Here is a 21604-nt window from a genome sequence, read left to right on the forward strand (position 1 = left end):
CATCCAATATCCGAAATAAACAGTTTTTATAATCGTTCGTTTAGTACTAATTCACAATTCAGCACTAATACTTAATTGCCACTTTGTACAATATCGTTCCATTCGATACTATAGCGGTTTAGGAGTGGGAATCTATTTCAAACCCTTCAAGAAGAAACAGACCCAATATTTTGTTTTGTAAAACTATGTCACAAGAAATCAACTTAGAAACACTCACAACCGAGGCAAGCTCAAAATATAATAATCTCGACGAAATGTCTATTACGACCATTTTGGAAGGTATTAACAATGAAGATAAAACAGTACCCCATGCTGTGGAGAAGGCTATTCCGCAAATTGAGGCCTTAGTTAGCCAAATTGTCCCAAGGATGAAACAAGGCGGTCGCCTGTTTTATATTGGAGCAGGTACTAGTGGCAGATTAGGTATCGTAGATGCCTCAGAATGTCCTCCAACCTTTGGTGTTCCTTTTGACTTGGTTATTGGTATCATTGCAGGTGGCGATACTGCTATTCGTAAGGCTGTTGAGTATGCCGAAGATGATGAAGAACAAGCTTGGAAGGATCTTGAACAGTATGATATCAATGAGTTAGATACAGTAGTAGGAATTGCGGCTTCGGGTCGTACTCCTTATGTGATTGGTGGTCTTCGTACTGCTCGCAATAATGGTGTATTGACTGGTTCGGTTTCTTGTAACATAGGAAGTGAGATTTCAAAAGAAGCAGAATTTCCTATCGAAGTGGTCGTAGGTCCAGAATTTGTAACAGGTAGTACACGTATGAAATCAGGTACAGCACAAAAGCTGATTCTTAATATGATTTCGACCTCGGTAATGATACAACTAGGACGCATTCGTGGTAATAAAATGGTAGATATGCAATTGAGCAACCATAAATTAGTGGCACGAGCTGAAAATATGATTATCAGAGAATTAGGCGTTGACAAAGCCCTCGCTGAAACCCTCTTACAAGAGCACGGAAGTGTTCGTAAGGCAATAGATGCTTATCGTTCTTCTTTGCGTTAACAAACCATTAACAACGAGCTCAGTACTTTTGGCTTAATATTGTCGTTGAAAGAGTATAGAAAAAATTTAAGAAGTACCATTATAAGGTTTTTTGAAGTGATAGGGCGTTTATCTTGTAAACAACAAAGTTCAATTTTAAGTTTATGACCTAAAACCTAATGCTTGTATCTCTATTTAAGTAGCTTTCTACATTAAATTTTACCGAAAAATCAAGAAACACATAGGTAATGATAAATAAATCATCTTTTTGTCTTTATTTTGTATTTCGAGAAGATTGGTAAAATAATATTTGGTGATATGCTTACTATCTTAAATTTTATTTTACTTTATTATACAATTCCTTAAGAAACCCTTTGAATTACAAATGAAAAAAGTTGTTTTGAGCTCTCTAATACTTGCTGCATTTGCCATCAATGCAAAAGCAGAAGATTTCCCAGAAGACATCAAACCATTGATGACTAAATATACTTGTACTGCTTGTCACAAAGTAGATACTCGTTTGGTGGGTCCAGCTTACACAGATGTTGCTAAGAAAAAATATACTAACGAGAAAATCGTTGAATTAATCGCTAATCCAAAGCCATCTAACTGGCCTGGTTATCCTCCAATGGCAGCGATGAAAAACGTTCCAAAAGACGATGCTATCAAAATCGCTACTTGGATTAACTCGTTGAGAAAGAAGAAATAAGAATTTTACAATTCTGTAAAAAACCTTGGTAATGTCATCATTATCAAGGTTTTTTGTTTTTAGGGCGCTAAATTATTGGAAAGTACAACTAATGGTCTCTTTTTTGTGTTATGATAAAAATCACTCTGTAGAATTTAAAAACTAGGAGAGAGGCCAAGGTTTATATCTAATCGCTACGACTATGCACAAATATCAGGTAATTTTTCAATTTGAACTTGACGAGGAGCTACTCTCAAAAGTACCTCAACATCGTAACTTTATAGGAGAGTTGATTCAGAAAGGAATTATAGATTCGTATGCGATTTCGGCAGAGTCGACCCAAGGCTGGATTGTGATGAATGCTAATAGTAAGAAAGAAGTGCTACAAACTTTAGAGAAATCGCCCATATATCACAAGTGGGTTGTAGAAGTCGAACAACTGGTAATTTATGATTCTCAGTTGTATCGTTTTCCAAAGCTTGTTATGAACTAATAGTCATAAGTAAGAAGACGTTATTAGTTAACAGTATATCAGTTATTATAGTACACTCGTACTCAAAAAATATTTTCGATTTTTACCTCAGAGATACTTTTGATTTAATCTTTCATGCTACATAAAAATAAAGGAGTGATAGACTTGGTCTATCACTCCTTTATTTTATAATTTTTTCAATAACGACTATTGAGCAGCAGTTTCTGTTTTAACCTCGAATGCTTCTGGCAAGTTTTTCAAAAGTGTATTGAACCAGTTGATGATTTTCTTTACATCAGAAGGGTAAACACGCTCACGATCAAAGTCAGGAGCAACTTCACCTAAAATTGCGTATAGTTCTTCGTCTGAGGCAGTTTTTGTATTTAATTCAACACCTTCGTTATATTTTTCTTTAAGAGCAAAGAAAATGTCAGCCAAAGGAACTGAACTATCTTGATGATCAGACATATATACTGAAATATCTTTCAAAACTGATACGCGAGCATTAGCTCCTACCACAGAACGTTCTTTTTTTCCATCAAGGCTTTCTACGATAACGCCAGTACGAGTAGGTTTTAAAATTCTGTATAATCCGCTTTTACCTGAAATATTAGCTACTTCTTTTAGTAATTCCATATGATATCTTAATAATTTGTTTTTACAAAATTAGTTATTTAAGGCTTTGACAAGTGTACTTGTTGTGAGTATTTCGTGAAAAAGGCCTAAAATTATTCTCAATTATGGCTTAAAGCCTTGATTTAGCTCATCTATATAGGCTAAGATTTCCTCCCGACCAGTCCCATTAACGGACGAAGTCACAAAATATTGCGGCATTTCTTCCCATGTTTCTAGCATGATTTGTTCATAAATGGCAAGATTTTTATTTACCGCAGTGTTTGAAAGTTTGTCAGCTTTTGTAAATACAATACAAAATGGAAGTCCATTTTCTCCAAGTTTTTGCATAAACTCAACGTCCACTTTCTGTGGCTCATGTCTTACATCGATCAGTACAAAAGTACATACAAGGTTGGTTCTGAGGGTAAGATACTCATTAATCATTTTTTCAAACTTCTCACGCTCCACTTTGCTCACCTTTGCATAGCCGTAGCCTGGCAAATCGACTAAGTACCAATCTTCATTAATAAAAAAGTGATTGATAAGTTGTGTTTTTCCTGGAGTTTGGGATGTTTTAGCAAGGTTCTTTTTTCTAACAATGCTATTGATAAGAGATGACTTTCCTACGTTGGATCTTCCGATAAAGGCATATTCAGGCTTATCAGGCTTAGGACATTGCTGATAAGTGGAATTACTCATTAAAAAAGACGCTTGATTGATTTTCATGGCGCTAAAATTTATGGTGAAAAGCGATAAGCTCCTCTTTTTTTAAATTATGAATTTACTAAGTCTAGCATTTTGCAAGAAATAGTAATATATTAGCACAAATAATGCCCTCTCAGGGTGTCTTTGTGTCAAATAAGTTTGTTAGTTTTAACAAACATCCGCAAATTTACACAATTTTAATTATCCGCTCTCTTACTCTACATATAAGAGTTAATTGTAAAATATAGTGACAGATGGGATTTGATTACGTCTATATGACGTAATTGTTGGTGACGTGGTGTATTAATGTCACTTTTTTTTTATTGTAACGACACGTAAATTTGTTATTAAATCCTTAACACCTGATAAATTTTTCTAACCATGAAGAAAAATTACTATTCGCTATTGTTAACGATAGCAACCCTAAGTACGGTCTCGACGGCAGTTGACGCCCAAAATGACCTACCGCCTAACGCTGTTAATGGCAAGTGTTATGCGAAATGTTTGAAGCCAGCGCAATTTACCACTAAGTCACAACAATTTGTATCTAAAGAAGCAGGCAAAACTTTATCAGTAGTGCCTGCAGTATTAGGTACAGAAACAAAATCGATTGTTGTAAAAGAAGCGGCAAAACGCTTAGAAGTAGTTCCTGCTGCTTACAAAACAGTATCGGAGCAAGTATTGGTAAAAGAAGCAGGCAAAACAGTTACAGTAATTCCTGCGGTTTACAAAACAGAAACAGAAACCATCTTAGTAAAAGAGGCTTCTAAGAAACTGGAAGTTGTACCTGCACAGTACAAAACAGTAACAGAACAAGTATTTGTAGGCGGATGTCCAACTGGCTCTTATATGGCTGGTTCATGGGATAATCAACGCAGATCTTTTGTTCGTCCGGATGGTTCTGAATTAACAGGCTCTCCATGTAAAAAATTAGAAGTAGTACCAGCTGTATTGAAAACTGAAACAGAACAATACGTAGCTAAACCTGCTTCAAAAAGCTACACTGTGATTCCTGCAGTGTACAAAACTGAAACAGAAAAATATGTGGTGAAGCCTGCATATTCTCGCTTGGAAGTAGTTCCTGCAGAGTTTAAAACTGTTACAGAAACAATCTTGGTGAAAGAAGCGTCTAAAGTGTTGACGGTAATTCCTGGAACTTTCAAAAAAGTAACAGAGAAGCGTTTAACAAAAGAAGCTTCAAAAACTTTGACTCCAAATGCCTTTACTTACAAGACTGTAACCGAGCAAGTATTGGTAAAAGAAGCTTCTAAAAAATTGGAAGTTGTTCCTGCTCAATATAAAACTGTAACTGAGCAAGTATTAGTAAAAGAAGCTACTACTGCTTTGGTGACAACCCCTCCTGTGTACGAAACAGTTACTGAAAAAGTAAAAATTCGTGATGAATATACAAAATACGAAAAAGGTAAAGCTGATCCATCATGTTTGTCTGCTAACCCTGATGACTGTCGTATCTTGTGTCTTGTAACAGTTCCTGCTGAATACAAAACAATTACTAAGCAAGTATTGAAAACTCCAGCGGGTACTAAAGAAGTAGTAACTCCAGCACAATACACTACCATCACTCGTCAGATTTTGGCTTCTCCTGCTACTGTGAAGGAAACTGTAATTCCTGCTGAATACAAAACTTTCTCAAAGCAAGTATTGGTGGCTCCTGCTGACTTAGCTTCTTCTAAAGATGTAGTTGCTGAATACGAAACTTATACAAAAGAGGTTGTAGACCAACCTGCTAGAGTTGTAGAAAAAGAAATTCCTGCTGAATACAAAACTATCAGCAAAACTGTAATTGCAAAGTCTGCTTCAACTCGTGAAACAGCTATTGCTGCAGAGTATGCTTCGGTTACTAAACAAGTTTTGGTGAAAGATGCAGAGGTAAAAGAGCAAGTGATTCCAGCTGTGTATGCTACTCGTACAAAACAAGTAGTAGGCACGCCAGCAAAATCTGTTGAAATTGATGTTCCTACGCCTTGTGTAGCGCCTGGTACTACGCCAAATGCTGCTGTAGCAAGCATCAAACTTCCAAACGGACAAAGCTGCTACCAAGTATTGACGAAGCAAATTGTTGCTGCTCCTGCTTCTACACGTGAAGTGGTAATTCCAGCAGTATATGCTACTCGCCAAAAACAAGTATTGGTATCTCCAGCTACGACTAAAGTTGTTGAAACTCCAGCTCAATACGAAACACGTGTTCGTCAGTTGTTAGCAGCTCAAGCTACTACTAAAGAAACCGAAATTCCTGCTGAGTCAAAAACTTATACTCGTACTGTAGTTAAGTCTGCGGCAAAAACTACGGAAAAAACAATTCCTGCTGAGTATGGCTCTTTCGTAACTACTACTAAAGTGGCTGACAATATGTACGCGGATTGGGTAGAAGTAATTTGTGGTAACAAATTGACTGTTGAAAAAATTATCCAAATCCAACGTGCTTTGAAAGTTAAAGGTTACGACCCAGGTCCTATCGATGATGTAATTGGACCAAGAACTCGTGCTGCCTTGACTCAATTCCAGAAAGATAACAACCTTCCATTGGGTAATATCAATATCGAAACATTGAAAGCCTTAGGCTTGAACGATAACTAACAGGGATTTAAGGATTTTAATAGCATAGCTCCGTAGCAACACTACGGAGCTTTTTGCGTTATAAAAGGCAAGCATCGGCATACAAAGGTTTCTTAAAATTTGTATTTTGATGAACAATACTATTTTATTTTGACATTCACTTCTATGAAATTGTTTTCTTTGATATCAAGCTTGTTGTTGTTTCTGAACCATTCATTAAAAGCTCAGGATAAGGTAACGCCTATTGATAATATCCTAGAGGCAACGTTTTTTCAAGGAACCTACCAAGAAGTATTACTTGAAGCAAAAAAGTTACACAAGCCTATCTTTCTTACTTTTTCGGCCAGTTGGTGTCAACCTTGTCAAAAGCTTGAAGCAGAAAGTTTCTCACAACAAGAGGTAGCTTCTGTATTAAGCTTAAGATATATTGCCAAAATAGTAGATGTAGAACAATTTGTGGGTATGGATGTGGCTGATATCTATAAAGTTTCAGAATATCCTATTACTATTATTTTGGATGAAAGAGGCAAAGAGCTAGAACGACTCAAAGGTTTTTTCCCTCCTGAATATCTGATAAAAACCTTGTTGAAATACAAAAAGACCACCTCGAAATAGGATTCTTTGAGTTTATCTTCTTTTTCAAAATCCCATACCGAAATATTGCCGTATATTTGCGGTAATATTATACGAGCCAGCCTACTATGACATACATATCAAGGCACTCGAATTGCTGAATCAATGGAAAACTTACAGAACGATTTAATATTGAGAGCTGCACGTGGGCAGCAAGTAGAGCGTGTGCCTGTTTGGATGATGCGTCAGGCGGGTAGAATTTTAGCTGAATACCGTGCCGTTCGCGAAAAAGCAGGAAGCTTTATACAATTGGCGACTACGCCAGAATTAGCTGCCGAAGTGACTATCCAACCAGTAGATATTTTGGGTGTAGATGCCGCAATTATTTTTTCTGATATTTTGGTAGTTCCCGAAGCTATGGGCTTACCTTATGTGATGGAAGAAAAAGTAGGTCCTATTTTTCCAACTACTATTCACTCAATGGCAGATGTCGAAAAGCTACATGTTGCCAATCCAGAAGAGGAGCTTAAATATGTATTGGATGCTATCAAAATTGTAAAATCAGAATTGAATGGCCGTGTGCCTTTAATTGGCTTTGCTGGTGCGCCATTTACGTTACTTTGCTATATGATTGAAGGAAGAGGTTCTAAAACCTTCTCTAAAGCAAAAAAAGCATTGTACTCTGAGCCTGAATTGTCTCATGCTCTTTTACAGAAAATCACTGATACTACCATTGCCTATCTGAAAGCACAGGTGGCAGCAGGAGCTAATTTGGTTCAAATTTTTGACTCTTGGGCTGGTATTCTTTCTCCTGAACAATACCGTACTTATTCGTTGCCATATATTGCTCAAATTTGTGATGCTATTACCGAAGTACCTGTGACAGTATTTGCTAAAGGTGCATTCTTTGCTCGTGAAGATATGGGTAAGTTGAATTGTGAGGTAGTGGGTCTTGACTGGAATATGGATATTGCTGAATCAAGAAAATTGGTTGGCAGTTCAAAAACATTGCAAGGAAATCTTGATCCATGTGTATTGTATGGTTCATTCGACGAAATCAAAAAACATACTCGTTCGATGATTCAGCAGTTTGGAACACAGAAATACATCGCAAACCTAGGGCATGGCGTATATCCAGATACTAATCCAGATAAAGTAAAATGCTTTATCGATACCGTAAAGGAATATCAAGCCTAGGGGAAATTTCGGATATCGGATGTTGGATTTCGGAAGTGTAACCTACTTTTAGGGAGTCTTTTTTATCCTTCCGCAATCAGAAATCTCTAGTCCGCAATTCTTTGACCTTATCAAAAAGGCTCAGTACAAATCGTACTGAGCCTTTTGAATTTCTACAAAGCTATAATTTATGATTATAAACTGCGGATGTTGCTTACTTCGCGCTATAGTTTGGAGCTTCCTTCGAGATAGTAATATCGTGTGGATGGCTTTCTTTTACCCCTGCTGCTGTAATTTTCACGAAGCGTGCTTTTTGCATTTCAGTGATATTTTTAGCACCACAGTATCCCATACCTGCTTTCAAACCACCTACCATTTGGTAAATGATTTCAGATACAGAACCTTTGAATGGTACACGACCTACGATACCTTCTGGAACTAATTTCTTAATGTCGTCTTCTGCATCTTGGAAATAACGGTCTTTCGAACCATCTTCCATAGCTTCAAGAGAGCCCATACCACGGTATGTTTTGAACTTACGTCCTTCGAAGATAATAACTTCTCCTGGCGCCTCGTCAGTACCAGCCAACATTGAGCCAATCATTACTGTACTAGCACCACCAGCGATTGCTTTTGCTATATCACCAGAGAAACGGATACCACCATCAGCAATAATTGGAACGCCTAAATCAGCAACAGCTTTGGCTGCTTCGTATACTGCCGTAAGCTGTGGCATACCCACACCAGCAATAATACGAGTTGTACAGATACTACCAGGTCCAACACCTACTTTAACAGCGTCTGCACCTGCTTCAGCTAGGGCTCTTGCGCCTTCGCCAGTAGCAACGTTACCCACAATTACATCTAGGTCTGGGAATTGTGCTTTAACACGTTTCAACGCTTCAATTACACCTTTAGAGTGCCCGTGAGCTGTATCGATACTAATTACGTCAACACCAACGGTTACTAAAGCTTGAACACGCTCCAACAAATCTGGCGTAACACCAACTGCAGCACCTACGCGCAAACGACCCAATGTGTCTTTTGATGCGTACGGATTGTTTTTGCGCTTGATAATATCTTTATAAGTTACCAATCCAATCAACTTGTTGTTTTCGTCAACGATTGGTAATTTTTCAATTTTAAATTCTTGCAAGATGCTTTCTGCCTCGTCCAAAGAGATTCCTTTTTGAGCTGTAATCAAACCATCTTTCGTCATGATTTCATTGACAGTTTTAGTCAAATCTTTTTGGAAACGTAAATCACGGTTTGTTAAAATACCGATAAGTTTACCTTCTGAATCGATAACTGGAATACCACCGATTTTGAATTCACGCATGATACGGTGTGCATCGCCAAGTGTTTGACCGTCAGTAAGTGTTACAGGATCGATAATCATACCTGATTCCGAACGCTTTACTTTTCTTACTTGCGCAGCTTGCTGTGCAATGGTCATATTTTTGTGGATAATACCAATACCTCCTTCTTGAGCCATCGCAATAGCCAAATCAGCTTCGGTCACTGTATCCATAGCAGCCGAAATCATTGGAGTATTAAGCGTGATGTTGCGAGTAAGTTTGGTCTGAGTGCTAGTTTCTCTCGGAAGAATTTCTGAGTAAGCAGGAAGAAGCAATACGTCGTCGTATGTTAATGCTTCGTATAAGAACTTGGATGTGTCTAACATGGCAAATAGCTTTGATTTGTTATTTGCCAGACAAATTTACGACGAGTTTTGTACTTTTAAAAGAAAAATCAAAAAATGATTATTATTTTTTTGTAAAATTCATAGTATGTCTTCATTTTAACTTGTCATATTATCTTCAAAATCACGCTATTTCGCTTTAAAGACCATTTTTCTTGTCTTTGAATCGCAAAATTTTAGTAATATTTTTTTTAGTACATTTTTTAGATAAGCATCATATCTAATTAATAGATTCTTAAAATCAATTCGTTAAATTTGCGATTATTTATAATAAATCTAAATAGCTTATGTTTTAATCTAGTTGTAGAAATTAAACTTTTGATGATTTTGATGGTCATTGATGAAAGTAAAAATAGCTAAAGCTATCGGGCAAAATGAAATTAATTATGCTTGCTCTAGGCTTTAAGCAATAGGCTGTAAGCTAAAAACATAAAGCCTATGAATGCAGGTAAAATCAATTTTTGATATAAAAAAATACATTCACAATTCACAGCTCATAATTCAGTACTACTATTTATTCACTCTTATCTCGGTACAGAACGAAACTAAATTTATGCACAAAATAATCTTTATATTTCTATTTCTTTTCTCAATTGCTTCTCAAGCACAGGTTCTTAAAAAGAAAACGACTTTGCTGATGGGGGGGAGGTTTGACATTACTGTTGTTGCGAAGGATACGGCAACTGCCAAACAAAGTATTGAGGATATCATTGCTGAAATTTCTAGAATTGAATATTTGATTTCAGACTGGAAAAGTACCACTCAGATTTCGGATGTAAATCGTAATGCAGGAATCAAACCTGTAAAAGTTGACCCAGAAGTATTTGAGTTGACAGAAAGAGCGCTACATTTTTCTGAAATAACAAACGGAGCTTTTGATATTAGTTTTGCAGCAATGGATAGAATCTGGAAGTTTGATGGCTCTATGACACAAATGCCTACGCCAGAAGCCGTCAAAAAATCAGTAGAAAAAGTAGGTTACAAAAACATCGAGTTAGATAAAGCCAATAGCACAATTTTTTTAAAGAAAAAGGGAATGAAAATTGGCTTTGGAGCATTAGGGGAAGGTTATGCTGCCGACCGTTGCCGTGAAATGATGTTGGCAAGGGGTATTCAGGCGGGTATTGTCAATGGTTCTGGAGATATGAATACTTGGGGTAACCAACCAGATGGTACGCCTTGGACAGTCGGAATTACCAATCCTATGAAAAAAGATACCGTTTTTGCGATAATACCACTTCTTAAAAGCGCTGTAGTAACTTCGGGGAGCTACCAGAAATTTGTGGTATTTAATGGAAAACGCTATTCGCATATCATCAATCCTGTAACGGGATACCCTGCGACTGGACTTTGTAGCGTTACAGTTTTTGGTCCAAGTGCCGAAACAGCCAATGGCTTTAGTACATCCATTATGGTTTTGGGAAAAGATAAAGGATTGAAGCTTTTGAAAAAACACCCAGAATATAGTGCGATTTTGATAACAGATGAGGGAAAGGTGGTAACTACTAAAAATCTGAATATTAAGGACTTTACCTTGAAGTAAGTTTAGAGATTTTAATATTTGAATTTTTCTAATTAGAGTGCGACTTCAGTCGCACTCTGTCGGAAAAATTAATAACAATCTGAAAGAATTTGTTCGTGTGCTTGGTAGTGACTCAAGGACTGAGAAAGTTCTTTCTTACAGATTTGTTCTAGTACGACCATTACATCTTTTTGCATAGCCAACGACCCACAAATCATAATAACGCCTCCATTTTGTAGTACAGTAGCCACTTGACTGGCATCTTTCTTAATCAAATCTCCAACATATTGCTTTTCAGTTTCACGTGACAAAGCGACAGCCAGCGCATTTAATTTCTTTTGTTCTTTGTAGGTATTCAATTGTTCTTGATACAAACTAAGCGAGCCTTTATCTCTAAAACCTGCATACAAATGACATGGTATTTGCTTGGTGTTTTGACTAAGCATTCCTAAAAAAGGACCGATACCTGTACCATTACAAATCATGATGACTTCGGGACTATTTTTAGGGAAATGGAAATGGCTATTTTGAACAATTTTAGCTTTGAATGTATCTCCAGCTCTGAGTCGATGCAAAAATCCTGAGCCTAGTCCATTTTCATGTAGTCTAACACTCAACTGAATATCACTTTTATCTACAACTCCAATCGAATACAGGCGTTCACGATGGTCGTTAGCTGGGTATATTGCCAGTAAATCTCCTGATTTTACCTTTGTCCATCGCTTAGTTTTAAACTTAATCAAGAAAGTATCGTCGTGTTGGTTCGATGTATTTGAAACCACCTCTAAGTTTCTGAAATTATTCGGTTGCTTTAGCGGTGCTTTGCTCGAAATAGTAATTCCTGTTTTTGTTGACCAAGCTTCTGCCCAAAGCGCATAATCTTCCTCCGATTTGTCATTTACGGTATGAACATCCAGCAAAGGTTTCGCCCATGATTTACTACTTAATGAATGATGTACTTCGTAAGCAAATTGACAGAAATCAGGATAAGCACGCGAACCAAAACCTAAAACCGAAATGTGAATATTTTGAGACTGTGAAATATTTTCAAGTAGTTCCTGAAATTTGTTACCACTATTTGGGGCATCGCCCGCCCCGTAAGTAGAGGTAAATATTACCAAATGTTCGGCATTTTGGTAGCTTTGATACTCGTTGAGCGTTGAGATATAGGTTTTTTCACCAAGTTTGACCAGTTGTTGATAAAAACCATTCGCAAAATCCCAAGTACTACCATTTTCAGAACCAACTAAGATAACAAAACGGCTTTCTTCAGCTGTAAATTGATTTTTAGATTTTCCAGAAAGTCTTTTGAAAGTAATGGCAAAGCCAGTGTAGATAAAAAATAGGATATTTCCAGAAGCAATAGCCAGAATGATAGCCAAAATGATACTCGCTCTACCTGTATGCAAATCGAGACTGAGGGTACTCATAATTTGCGTAAAAGGATAAGCTTGTTCGGCAAGAATTTCACCTGTAATTTGATTTACAGCAATTTCTCGGTCTTTGAGCTTGATAGTAAAATAATCTTCAGGATCTTCAGAAAAGGGGAATTCAATACTTTTTATTTCAGCGAGGGATGTATTCCTGAAAATAGGAAAATCTTCCAGTTTCTTTTGGGGTGTATCTTTTATTTTATCAAAATCCACCTCAAGATTTATTTTGGCAGCAGGAAAAACCTCAAAGCGTACCAATGAAAGATAGGCTCCCGTCAAAGCAATGAGCAAAATGGGCAATAACGACCAACGACTTAGCACAACATGGTAGTACTGAGCAAAGCTATCTTTGGGGATACCCTTGAAAAAATTACGAATACCTTGTTGACGTTGGATAAGCAGTAAAATACCCGAAATTGTAATTAAGAATAGGAGGAAAGCGGTGAGTCCTACAAAAAAACGCCCTAATTCATGTAAAAATAGAGAGCGGTGCAAAGCATTAACCCATTCAAAGAAAGCACCTTTTTGTTTAGACGCACCCAAAAATTCTCCAGTTTTGGGATGAATGTACCCCTCCTGAATATCTTTCGGAAAATCAGAGCTTTTTGCTACCAAAGAATGAAAATCATCTACCTCCACCTGACTAATTGAAGGATATTGTTTTTTCCAAACAGGAATACTTTCTGCCAATGTTACCTGACTAAGTGATGGAGTGTTGGGTCTGTTGATTTTTTCTAATGCTGGTTCAAACGACAAAATGATACCAGTAATAGCAGCAAGGGCCAGAAAAAGAAAAGAAGATACCGCCAACGTGAGGTGACTGTATCTCCAGATAGAGAGATTCATATTTTGAGAGTTGGTTGATTAACTGATGGGAAAGACACAAAGTAAAGCAATTGAACGCTGTTACTTTGTGTCTGAGGCCTCTTATGCTAGTTTGCAGGACTAAATCTTACATAACGGATATAACCTGTTCCTTCACTTTTAGCCGCTAAGCCATCTGTTGTTAATGGAACCTCCAAATCTTTTACGTAATAAGGCTTATCCTCAACGGCACTCTCAAAACGAATTTTGTAGTTGGCATTCAATTTCGCATTTTCGATTTCAAGTACAACCACACTACGGTCGCCACCTGTTACTGATGCCCCCGTGATAGCGCTTAAGTTACTTGGCTTTTTTGAGAAAGCTTTATGCCATTCTTTAAGGTCTTTGTACCATTTTTTATCAGAACCTAATACATACAAAGTTTTGTCATAAGCACCTTTAGCATCTACGATAGACACAACCATATAGGCTCCTTCGCCCATGTAGTTGGTCATTTGAATCATACATTTGTACTTCGTTGTCTGAGCTTGAGCAGCGCTAGCAACACCCAATGAAGCGATTATTGTAATAACGGCTAGTTTTAAGAATTTAAGCATTTTACTATTTTAAGAATGTGATAGATATTTTAGATTTTGAAAGTGATTCGTTTTCTGAAGCTAAATCAAAAGCCGTTTCGTTAAAATTAGTAACAGCTTCTTTTTTAGCACCAACAGATACCAAGTATTTCATAACTGTATCGTCTTTAGCAATCATGGCTGCTTTGTGAAGCGCTGTGATACCTTCTGAGTTTTTAGCATTTACGTCAATACCAAGTGCCTGAATGTGTTTGAGAAGTCCAAGGTCATTTTTCATAACGGCTAAATGATACAAGGTATTACCATTTTTTTGTGAAGTAGTAGCTTTTAATCCTTTTTCTTCCAACATTTTTAACTTGGCATCAAAGTCTTCAGTTTTTGCACCAAAACCACCACGACCTTCACCACCGCCTTGCGGAGCACCTTGCGGAGCTCCACCTTGTGGGCCACCCTGTCCTCCTGGAGCCCCAGGACCACCAAAGCCACCTGCGTTGTATGATTGTACCAAATAGGCTAACAAATTTTCACCGTCTTTGTTTGCTACATTTACATCAGCACCTTTTTCTATCAAAAACTTAACAACCTCAGGAGAGTTTCCTTTTACAGCTAGTGAAAGAGCCGATTCGCCTTTACTATTCGTTTGATTGATGTTTGATACTTTTGAAGCAAGTAATCCTAATGTCGCCAAATCTCTATTTGAGGCAGCTGCAAACATAAATGGTGTGTTACCTTCCTCGTCTGCTTGATTGACATTCACTCCTTTTGACAAGAAATGCTCAATAATTTCTTTTTGATTAGGTCTACGAACCAAGAAATGTAAAACATTTTCGCCAGCTTTAGTAGTAGCTGTAGGTTTTATGCCTAGGCTTTCTAAGTATTCAAAAAACTCTAAACTAAGAGTTGTACCTCTTCTACCGCCTTGCGAAGCAACTACAATAGCGTTATCGTTTGGCGTGATACCTTTTTGTGCTAAAGCTTTCAAAAGGTTTACATTTCCGCTACGAGCGGCATAGCCAAAAATATTATTGCCGTTTTTGTCAACACTTTTAATATCTAAACCTTTTGATACTAAATAATTAGTAATCGCCAAGTCTTTATCTCCCGCTACAGCAAGTAACAATACATTTGCACCGTCTTGGTTTACGTCTTTTTTCAAATTTGCTCCAGCTTTCACACAAAGGTCGATTACTTCTGGTGTAAGTCCGTTACCCGCAGCAAAGTTTAATGGAGTAGTTCCATGAGCATCAACCATACTTGCTTTTGAACCCTTATCAATCAACAACTGCATGATTTCGATATTGCCTTTAGCAGTAGCCCAGTGCAAATAGATACGTCCATCGTGAGTGATTTTGTTGACATCATTACCAGGTTGTTCCAATAAGTACTTGATGGTTTCGTTTGGTGCACCAGTATTAATGGCAATTACCACTGGGTCCATCGCCTGACGGTTAAGTTCAGAAGGGTTACTTCCTTTTGCTACTTCAGCTTTGACAGCTTCAGCGTTTGGTTGAGTTCTCCAAAAAGATTGTTCTAATAAGGTATTTCTTTGTGCGCTTGCAGCGAAACTGAAAAGTGCCAAAGATGCAGCAATGAATATTCTTTTCATTTGGAATATGTATGTTTAATCGGGTTGAAGTTTTGACGACTCAAAATAAATAAAATTCTCTTATTTAGAATTAGTACAAATATAAATTAGAATATTTGTTTAATCACAATACCAATTCTCAATTTTATATAATATCTAGTTGGCAAGAAGGTTTAAAAACTTCTGCTTTGACCTTAGAAAAGAGAAAAAGTCAAATGCGACAGTGATATTTTTGAAAAATATTATGTTCGAAACGTCTCAACTATACAATATAATAAGGCTGAAAACGGCATAAAATTAGGATAATTTTAATAGACCGAGTGACCCTCTTATTGAATTTCCTGCTAATAGGCTGATTTATTCGACCGAATACCATCTTGACTGTATAAAATCGTATATGAGTGGTACAAAAAGTAGGTGCTAAAACGATTCTATCTCCGTAAAACAGGGCAAGTTATCAAGCTCTTTTTGATTAACTTGTTAGACCATATCTGTTTAAAGTAAAACCTCTTTTTCTGTGAAAACCCTCAAAACGCTTTCTTTAATTCCTTTTTTCTTACTAATTCTACAGTTTTCAAGGGCTCAGAACCCTCGCAAATGGACTTTTACACAACCCAAGATGGGGTCGCCATTTTCTATTATTGTATATAGCAACGATTCTTTGAAGGTTTCTAGTGCAACTGCCAGAGCCTATAAATTAGTTGATTCTCTTAATCAAGTTTACAGTGATTATGATACTCAAAGCGAGCTAAGCATCCTATCTAGGAAAGGACAAAGTGCAGGCGTATCCGATGCTTTGTGGGATATTTTAAAGCAATCACAAGTCGCATATCAAAAAAGTAGTGGTGCGTTTGACATTACGATAGGACCGCTAGTCAAGCTTTGGAGAAAAGCTAGAAAAGAAAAACAGTTACCTGCTGATTCAGTACTTCGTAAAGCCCAAGTAAGCGTAGGGTTTCAATGGGTACAGATGAACGAAAAGACACATGCGGTTAAGCTTAACAAAAGCGCTATGCAACTAGACTTAGGAGGAATAGCCAAAGGATATATAGCTCAAAAGGTAGTAGACTTTTTGGCAAAGGAGGGTTTGGGTGCTTCATTGGTCGATGCGGGGGGCGATTTAGCCATGGGACAAGCACCACCAAGTAAAAAAGCTTGGAGTGTTGGTGTCAATATCCCTTCCTCTGAAGAGTTATTACCTCGATATCTATTGCTTCAAAATGCTGCTGTGGCCACATCGGGAGATATGTATCAATTTGTTGAGATAGATGGAAAGCATTATTCGCACATCGTGAATCCCAAAACAGGCTTAGGACTTTCGCATCAACGCAATGTTACCGTTATTGCTCCCGACGGCGCCACTGCTGATTGGCTTGCTACAGCCTGTAGTGTATTACCTGTAAAAAAAGCCTTGAAACTTTGTGATAGTTTTCCCAACACAGGATTACTCATTGCAGAGAAAAAAGGTACAATGCTTTTCAAATGGCAAAATAGTTATTTTGAGAAAATGATGGAGTAGGCACAAAGTGGCATAGGCACAAAGGCAAAAAGGCACAAAGTGTAAAACAGTAGAGACGCAATGCTTGCGTCTACATTAGAATAAAATTTTGAAATCACTCAACCACTCAATAACCACAGACATACTGTGAGGGTCTGTTGGGTAGGTGCCGAAATAGAAGGAGTATTTTAGTAAAGTATGTTTTTATATATGTTATAGTTATCTCAATTTAATATTGACTATCAACCTTGTAATTTTCTATGAAAAAAACTCTTTTGACCTTGAGCTTATTAACAGCGATTTTTGGTGCCTCTAAAGCTCAAAACTTCCAATCCTATGAAAAAACTATTCCTAATACTACTGTCAAATTTAAAATGGTAGCGATTCCAGCGGGCGAATTATCCTTAGGTAGTCCTGAAAGTGAATCGGGACATGAGCCAGACGAATCACCACAAGTAAAGGTAAAACTTTCAGCTTTTTGGATGGGTGCTACGGAAGTGACCTACGACGAATATCAACTGTTTTTGGAGGAGGAACGTGACCCTGAGCCAAAGCCTGATGCAATTACTCGTCCTAGTCCACCGTATATAGATTTTACTTTGGGCATGGGTAAAGTAGGAGGTTTTCCTGCTAATTCGATGCAACAATATGCAGCTTTGATGTATTGCAAATGGCTTTATCATAAAACAGGAATTTTTTATCGTTTGCCTACCGAAGCCGAATGGGAATATGCTTGTCGTGCGGGGAGTAAAACTCGTTTCTTTTTTGGAGAAAATGAAAAAGATCTCGCTCAATATGCTTGGTATGGTGCCAACGCCGACGGACATTATCATCGAGTAGGTGAAAAAAAGCCAAATCCTTGGGGATTATATGATATGTTGGGCAACGTAGCTGAATGGACAATGGACCAATACGATGAAGGATTTTATCAAAAAATGAGTGCAGGACAAGAAAATCCTTACTCTGAAAAGTTAAAGCGCTATCCGAGTACAGTGCGAGGAGGCAATTATAAAGATGAAGCGAAAGAATTGCGCAGTGCTAATCGCTTGAAATCCGACCCTATCTGGAATCGTCGCGACCCACAAGTACCCAAAAGTAAATGGTGGAATGCCGATGCGCCTTTTGTAGGATTCCGAATTGTACAACCTTTACAACAACCTTCGGCAGAAGAAGTCGAAGCCTTTTTTTGCAAAAGTATTAAAGTAGGTTGTAAGTGAACAGGAGCAAAGGCACAAAGTGTTAAGGCAAGTTGCTCTTACCGAAAGCTCTAAAATTATTGCGGATTAGGGATATCGGATTTCGGAGATATGAAAAACGTATTTGTTTTTTGTAAAAAGTAGCGAAAACTTCCTCAATCCCAAATCCAACATCCGAAATCCAATATTAAAATACCTCACATTTTCTAACTAATTCTAACTATGAGTCAAACTAGACGCGATTTTGTTAAAAGCACATCGCTAATTACTGGAAGTTTAATTGCAGCTCCGTTTTTGTCGGAAGCGAGTATGTTTAATAGTCTTGTCGACGATACCATCAAGGTTGCCTTGATAGGTTGCGGCGGACGTGGTACGGGTGCCGCTATTCAGGCATTGAGTACCAAGCAAAATGTAAAATTGGTCGCTATGGCAGATGCCTTCCAAGACCGTTTAGACAATTGCTATAAAGAAATTACAGGTGATGATTTTGAGAACTTGAAATCAAAAATTGATGTCCCTGCCGACAGACGTTTTGTTGGATTTGATGCTTATCTCAAAGCAATTCCTTTAGCAGATGTGGTTATCTTGACTACGCCTCCAGGTTTCCGCCCTTTACATTTTGAAGCAGCAGTGAACGCAGGGAAACATATTTTTATGGAAAAACCTGTAGCCACAGACCCAGCTGGTGTACAACGAGTGCTAGCCGCTGCCGAAAAAGCAAAAGCGAAAAAACTGAATGTCGTAGTAGGTTTGCAACGTCATTACCAAACTTCTTACCGTGAGCTCATGAAGCGCCTTCAGGATGGTATGGTTGGAGATGTAGTATCTGCTTCGGCTTGGTGGAATAATGATGGTGTGTGGGTAAATCCAAGAAAAGCGGGTCAAACCGAAATGGAATATCAAATGCGTAACTGGTATTATTTTAACTGGTTATGCGGCGATCATATCACTGAGCAACATATTCATAATATAGATGTAATCAACTGGGCTAAAAACTCTTATCCTGTCAAAGCTAGAGGAACGGGCGGTCGTGAGGTAAGAAAAGGAAAAGATTATGGCGAAATTTTTGACCACCATATCGTTGAGTTTGAATATGCCGATGGGACGATTCTCAACTCTCAATGTCGCCACATTAAGGGGACTTGGGCAAAAGTTGATGAATTAGTAGTGGGCACAAAAGGTAAAATTATGTTTGATGCGGGACATATTACCGACTACAAAGGAAATACTCTCTTCAAACACAATGGTAGCAAAGACCCTAACCCTTACCAAGTAGAGCATGACGAATTGTTTGAAGCAATCGCCAAAGGACAATATAAGTTTGCCGATGCCGAAAACGGAGCTAAATCAACCATGACCTCTATTCTAGGAAGAATGGCTACTTATTCTGGTCAGGTAATAACTTGGGATAAAGCCATTAATTCAGGCTTAGACCTTGCGCCAAAAACATTTGCTTGGGATGCAGATATGCCACTCAAACCAGATGCAAATGGTTTGTATCCTGTAGCAGTACCCGGTAAAACGAAGTTTGTGTAGTTTGTAGCATTGAGCCATTAGCTTTCGGATTTTTGTCGAAAGCTAATAGCTTAAAATTTAAGGCTGATACTGTTTAGGTAAGTTGGTACGCACAATAAACTTAAATTTTTTAGCCTTTGGCTCTCAGATATCGGCATTCGGCAAAAAAAATGCTATTATTACTAAAAAAACATTTAACACTCTTTGCCTTATGCCTGTTGCCTAAACACATAACTTAAATCTTATTTTGCATGATTACTTATCATTAATTAGTTTACATCTAGTCTCCTCAAATACCCTATGAAGTCAAAAATATGTATGCTCTCGATATTGCTAACTTACAGCCTCATGGTAAGGTCGCAAAGTAATAACCCTTTCAAGCTAGACATATTAGTTGGTATAGCAAAATCATCCTCGTCTTTTGGAGGAGGTATTTCTGTTGAACCTAAATATTGCTTTAATGATAAGGTATCTGTAGGACTTAAATTTGAATCAGCTAATGCGTATGGTAGTATTTCTTCAACAGGACCTATTGTTTCTGGTCCCATAAATAGCGTATCTTCTTATTTAGTCACATCCGAATATTGTATTGGAAATTATGGCAGACAAAAACAAACTCGACCTTTTTTCGGCGTAGGCTTTGGTATTTACAATGCAATTTTTGAGTCTGAAAATGCTGAACGTAGGTATGACAAAATGGGAGCCTCTCTAAGGGGAGGAGTTGATATTAAACACTTAAGATTATCAGTGGAACAAAACTTCATTTTGTCTTCTTCTCAATATGAACTTAATTTTCTTACACTTAGGCTTGGACTCACAATTGGACGTAATAAAAATTCAATCCCTTAATAGTCCATCATGTAAGTTCTTTTGTTTTTACATATTACTTCTTGCTATTAAAATAACAGTAAAAGAAAATCATAGAAAGAGCTCAATCGCTGATTTTCTCGTTAGTAAAGAATGAATTATTGTTAAATTTTTGGCAATGCCAGCGAAGTTTAGTAACATAGTATCCTCAGAGATAAAATTGAATCTTATGTTACATTATCGGTACTTTGTAGAATTTACAATACAGCTTTTGTAATCTTAAGATTCGTATTACAATCTAATTACAACAAACGTATGCAAAACAATCAGTATTCACCTTATTATTCACAAGAGGCTGTTCAGGCCGAACAGGCTCGTTATATGACCAAAGTATTTGGTTGGATGTCTTTGGCTCTCATTGTTACAGCAGCGGTTTCATTTGGTGTAGCGAGTACACCTCAAATCGTTGAAATTATTTTTAGTAGCAAGTTTACCTTTTATGGATTGATGATAGCTGAATTTGGGGTTGTGTTGTGGTTATCGTCGCGAGTGGCAACTATGTCGGCTACTTCTGCTACGGTATGGTTTTTTCTGTATTCGATTTTGAATGGATTAACACTATCGGTAATTTTCTTTGTATTCACTGCCGATTCGATTGTATATGTATTTGGTATTGCAGCCTCCATGTTTATGGCAATGGCGGCTTATGGATATTATACCAAAAAGGATTTGACCTCATGGGGTAGTCTTTTGATGATGGGTTTGATAGGTTTGATTATTGCGGGGGTGGTCAACATTTTCTTGCGTAGCGATATGTTTGGTATGGTAGTTAGTTCTATTGGTGTATTGATTTTTGTAGGCTTAACAGCTTATGATACTCAAAAAATCAAAGAAATGAATATCATCGGCAACGAAGGTACAGACGAAGATCATAAAGAAGCAATCATGGGGGCATTGACCTTATATCTAGACTTTATCAACTTATTCTTATATCTACTTCGTTTACTCGGAAATAGAAGAGATTAATACAAAAGCATTTTTCTTGAAACTCCTCATCTAAACTTAGGTGAGGAGTTTTATTTTTGAAGAAAAGTACAGAAGTGTAATTGACTTATTCATAAAAATATGCTCAAACACTT

At 37.4% G+C, this 21604-nt stretch carries 18 protein-coding genes; 12 read left to right on the plus strand and 6 right to left on the minus strand.

What is annotated here, in order from left to right; all coding sequences use genetic code 11:
* Positions 1–185 precede the first annotated feature (185 nt).
* The 3 genes from murQ (at position 186) to BWI92_RS06865 (ending at position 2182) form a co-directional block, all read left to right on the plus strand.
* Complete coding sequence (gene murQ, locus BWI92_RS06855) at positions 186–1022, plus strand: N-acetylmuramic acid 6-phosphate etherase (RefSeq protein ID WP_095161373.1); 837 nt, start codon at positions 186–188, stop codon at positions 1020–1022.
* 364 nt (positions 1023–1386) lie between these two features.
* Positions 1387–1710, plus strand: a complete 324-nt coding sequence (locus BWI92_RS06860) for a c-type cytochrome (RefSeq protein ID WP_095161374.1) — start codon at positions 1387–1389, stop codon at positions 1708–1710.
* A gap of 181 nt (positions 1711–1891) precedes the next feature.
* Entirely contained in the window at positions 1892–2182 is a 291-nt protein-coding gene (locus BWI92_RS06865; RefSeq protein ID WP_095161375.1) for a hypothetical protein, read from the plus strand.
* Positions 2183–2368: 186 nt separating this feature from the next.
* Here BWI92_RS06865 and BWI92_RS06870 read toward each other — a convergent pair whose 3' ends face one another.
* Together BWI92_RS06870 and yihA are read right to left on the minus strand one after the other, a co-directional pair.
* Positions 2369–2797 (minus strand): DUF5606 domain-containing protein, encoded by a 429-nt coding sequence (locus BWI92_RS06870; protein ID WP_095161376.1) that lies wholly within the window; start codon positions 2795–2797, stop codon positions 2369–2371.
* A gap of 102 nt (positions 2798–2899) precedes the next feature.
* Positions 2900–3502 carry a ribosome biogenesis GTP-binding protein YihA/YsxC gene (yihA, locus tag BWI92_RS06875; protein WP_095161377.1) on the minus strand — a complete coding sequence of 201 codons (603 nt, stop codon included), beginning with the start codon at positions 3500–3502 and terminating at the stop codon, positions 2900–2902.
* Positions 3503–3862: 360 nt separating this feature from the next.
* Here yihA and BWI92_RS06880 point away from each other — a divergent pair, with 360 nt between their 5' ends.
* From BWI92_RS06880 to hemE, 3 genes are all read left to right on the plus strand, one after another.
* Positions 3863–6079, plus strand: coding sequence for a peptidoglycan-binding protein (locus BWI92_RS06880; RefSeq protein WP_095161378.1), 2217 nt, complete (start codon positions 3863–3865; stop codon positions 6077–6079).
* 144 nt (positions 6080–6223) lie between these two features.
* On the plus strand, positions 6224–6673 hold the full coding sequence (locus BWI92_RS06885; RefSeq protein ID WP_141234704.1) for a thioredoxin fold domain-containing protein: 450 nt from the start codon (positions 6224–6226) through the stop codon (positions 6671–6673).
* Positions 6674–6796: 123 nt separating this feature from the next.
* Complete coding sequence (hemE, locus tag BWI92_RS06890; protein WP_095161380.1) at positions 6797–7828, plus strand: uroporphyrinogen decarboxylase; 1032 nt, start codon at positions 6797–6799, stop codon at positions 7826–7828.
* A gap of 193 nt (positions 7829–8021) precedes the next feature.
* Here hemE and guaB read toward each other — a convergent pair whose 3' ends face one another.
* On the minus strand, positions 8022–9491 hold the full coding sequence (guaB, locus tag BWI92_RS06895) for an IMP dehydrogenase (RefSeq protein WP_095161381.1): 1470 nt from the start codon (positions 9489–9491) through the stop codon (positions 8022–8024).
* 571 nt (positions 9492–10062) lie between these two features.
* On the opposite strand from guaB, the gene BWI92_RS06900 reads away from it, so the two are divergent.
* On the plus strand, positions 10063–11052 hold the full coding sequence (locus BWI92_RS06900) for an FAD:protein FMN transferase (protein ID WP_229362760.1): 990 nt from the start codon (positions 10063–10065) through the stop codon (positions 11050–11052).
* Positions 11053–11120: 68 nt separating this feature from the next.
* On the opposite strand, the gene BWI92_RS06905 is transcribed toward BWI92_RS06900, so the two are convergent.
* The 3 genes from BWI92_RS06905 to BWI92_RS06915 all read right to left on the minus strand — a co-directional run bounded on the left by BWI92_RS06905 (position 11121) and on the right by BWI92_RS06915 (position 15470).
* Complete coding sequence (locus BWI92_RS06905; RefSeq protein ID WP_095161382.1) at positions 11121–13310, minus strand: PepSY domain-containing protein; 2190 nt, start codon at positions 13308–13310, stop codon at positions 11121–11123.
* 86 nt (positions 13311–13396) lie between these two features.
* Entirely contained in the window at positions 13397–13885 is a 489-nt protein-coding gene (locus BWI92_RS06910; RefSeq protein ID WP_095161383.1) for a DUF2271 domain-containing protein, read from the minus strand.
* Between the two features lie 4 nt (positions 13886–13889).
* Entirely contained in the window at positions 13890–15470 is a 1581-nt protein-coding gene (locus tag BWI92_RS06915) for an ankyrin repeat domain-containing protein (protein WP_095161384.1), read from the minus strand.
* A 496-nt stretch (positions 15471–15966) separates the two neighbouring features.
* Between BWI92_RS06915 and BWI92_RS06920 the strand changes: the two genes are divergently transcribed.
* The 5 genes from BWI92_RS06920 (at position 15967) to BWI92_RS06940 (ending at position 21491) form a co-directional block, all read left to right on the plus strand.
* A complete protein-coding gene (locus BWI92_RS06920; RefSeq protein ID WP_095161385.1) occupies positions 15967–16968 on the plus strand; it encodes an FAD:protein FMN transferase in 1002 nt (333 codons plus the stop codon).
* Positions 16969–17207: 239 nt separating this feature from the next.
* Positions 17208–18164 (plus strand): SUMF1/EgtB/PvdO family nonheme iron enzyme, encoded by a 957-nt coding sequence (locus BWI92_RS06925; RefSeq protein ID WP_095161386.1) that lies wholly within the window; start codon positions 17208–17210, stop codon positions 18162–18164.
* Between the two features lie 201 nt (positions 18165–18365).
* Positions 18366–19679: a Gfo/Idh/MocA family protein gene (locus BWI92_RS06930; protein WP_095161387.1), complete on the plus strand. Its 1314-nt coding sequence runs from the start codon at positions 18366–18368 to the stop codon at positions 19677–19679.
* A 327-nt stretch (positions 19680–20006) separates the two neighbouring features.
* Positions 20007–20507: a hypothetical protein gene (locus tag BWI92_RS06935; RefSeq protein WP_141234705.1), complete on the plus strand. Its 501-nt coding sequence runs from the start codon at positions 20007–20009 to the stop codon at positions 20505–20507.
* Between the two features lie 273 nt (positions 20508–20780).
* The gene (locus BWI92_RS06940) at positions 20781–21491 is read left to right on the plus strand and encodes a Bax inhibitor-1/YccA family protein (RefSeq protein ID WP_095161389.1); all 711 of its coding nucleotides are present in this window, start codon (positions 20781–20783) and stop codon (positions 21489–21491) included.
* Positions 21492–21604: the final 113 nt, after the last annotated feature.

Origin of the sequence: Flectobacillus sp. BAB-3569 (assembly GCF_002270355.1) — a bacterium.
Classification (GTDB): Bacteria; Bacteroidota; Bacteroidia; order Cytophagales; family Spirosomataceae; genus Flectobacillus; species Flectobacillus roseus.

Excerpts from the sequence above, each read along its gene's own strand:
- murQ (WP_095161373.1), top strand. The coding sequence starts at position 186 with ATGTCACAAGAAATCAACTTAGAAACACTCACAACCGAGGCAAGCTCA.
- BWI92_RS06860 (WP_095161374.1), top strand. The coding sequence starts at position 1,387 with ATGAAAAAAGTTGTTTTGAGCTCTCTAATACTTGCTGCATTTGCCATC.
- BWI92_RS06865 (WP_095161375.1), top strand. The coding sequence starts at position 1,892 with ATGCACAAATATCAGGTAATTTTTCAATTTGAACTTGACGAGGAGCTA.
- BWI92_RS06870 (WP_095161376.1), bottom strand. The coding sequence starts at position 2,797 with ATGGAATTACTAAAAGAAGTAGCTAATATTTCAGGTAAAAGCGGATTA.
- yihA (WP_095161377.1), bottom strand. The coding sequence starts at position 3,502 with ATGAAAATCAATCAAGCGTCTTTTTTAATGAGTAATTCCACTTATCAG.
- BWI92_RS06880 (WP_095161378.1), top strand. The coding sequence starts at position 3,863 with ATGAAGAAAAATTACTATTCGCTATTGTTAACGATAGCAACCCTAAGT.
- BWI92_RS06885 (WP_141234704.1), top strand. The coding sequence starts at position 6,224 with ATGAAATTGTTTTCTTTGATATCAAGCTTGTTGTTGTTTCTGAACCAT.
- hemE (WP_095161380.1), top strand. The coding sequence starts at position 6,797 with ATGGAAAACTTACAGAACGATTTAATATTGAGAGCTGCACGTGGGCAG.
- guaB (WP_095161381.1), bottom strand. The coding sequence starts at position 9,491 with ATGTTAGACACATCCAAGTTCTTATACGAAGCATTAACATACGACGAC.
- BWI92_RS06900 (WP_229362760.1), top strand. The coding sequence starts at position 10,063 with ATGCACAAAATAATCTTTATATTTCTATTTCTTTTCTCAATTGCTTCT.
- BWI92_RS06905 (WP_095161382.1), bottom strand. The coding sequence starts at position 13,310 with ATGAATCTCTCTATCTGGAGATACAGTCACCTCACGTTGGCGGTATCT.
- BWI92_RS06910 (WP_095161383.1), bottom strand. The coding sequence starts at position 13,885 with ATGCTTAAATTCTTAAAACTAGCCGTTATTACAATAATCGCTTCATTG.
- BWI92_RS06915 (WP_095161384.1), bottom strand. The coding sequence starts at position 15,470 with ATGAAAAGAATATTCATTGCTGCATCTTTGGCACTTTTCAGTTTCGCT.
- BWI92_RS06925 (WP_095161386.1), top strand. The coding sequence starts at position 17,208 with ATGAAAAAAACTCTTTTGACCTTGAGCTTATTAACAGCGATTTTTGGT.
- BWI92_RS06930 (WP_095161387.1), top strand. The coding sequence starts at position 18,366 with ATGAGTCAAACTAGACGCGATTTTGTTAAAAGCACATCGCTAATTACT.
- BWI92_RS06935 (WP_141234705.1), top strand. The coding sequence starts at position 20,007 with ATGGTAAGGTCGCAAAGTAATAACCCTTTCAAGCTAGACATATTAGTT.
- BWI92_RS06940 (WP_095161389.1), top strand. The coding sequence starts at position 20,781 with ATGCAAAACAATCAGTATTCACCTTATTATTCACAAGAGGCTGTTCAG.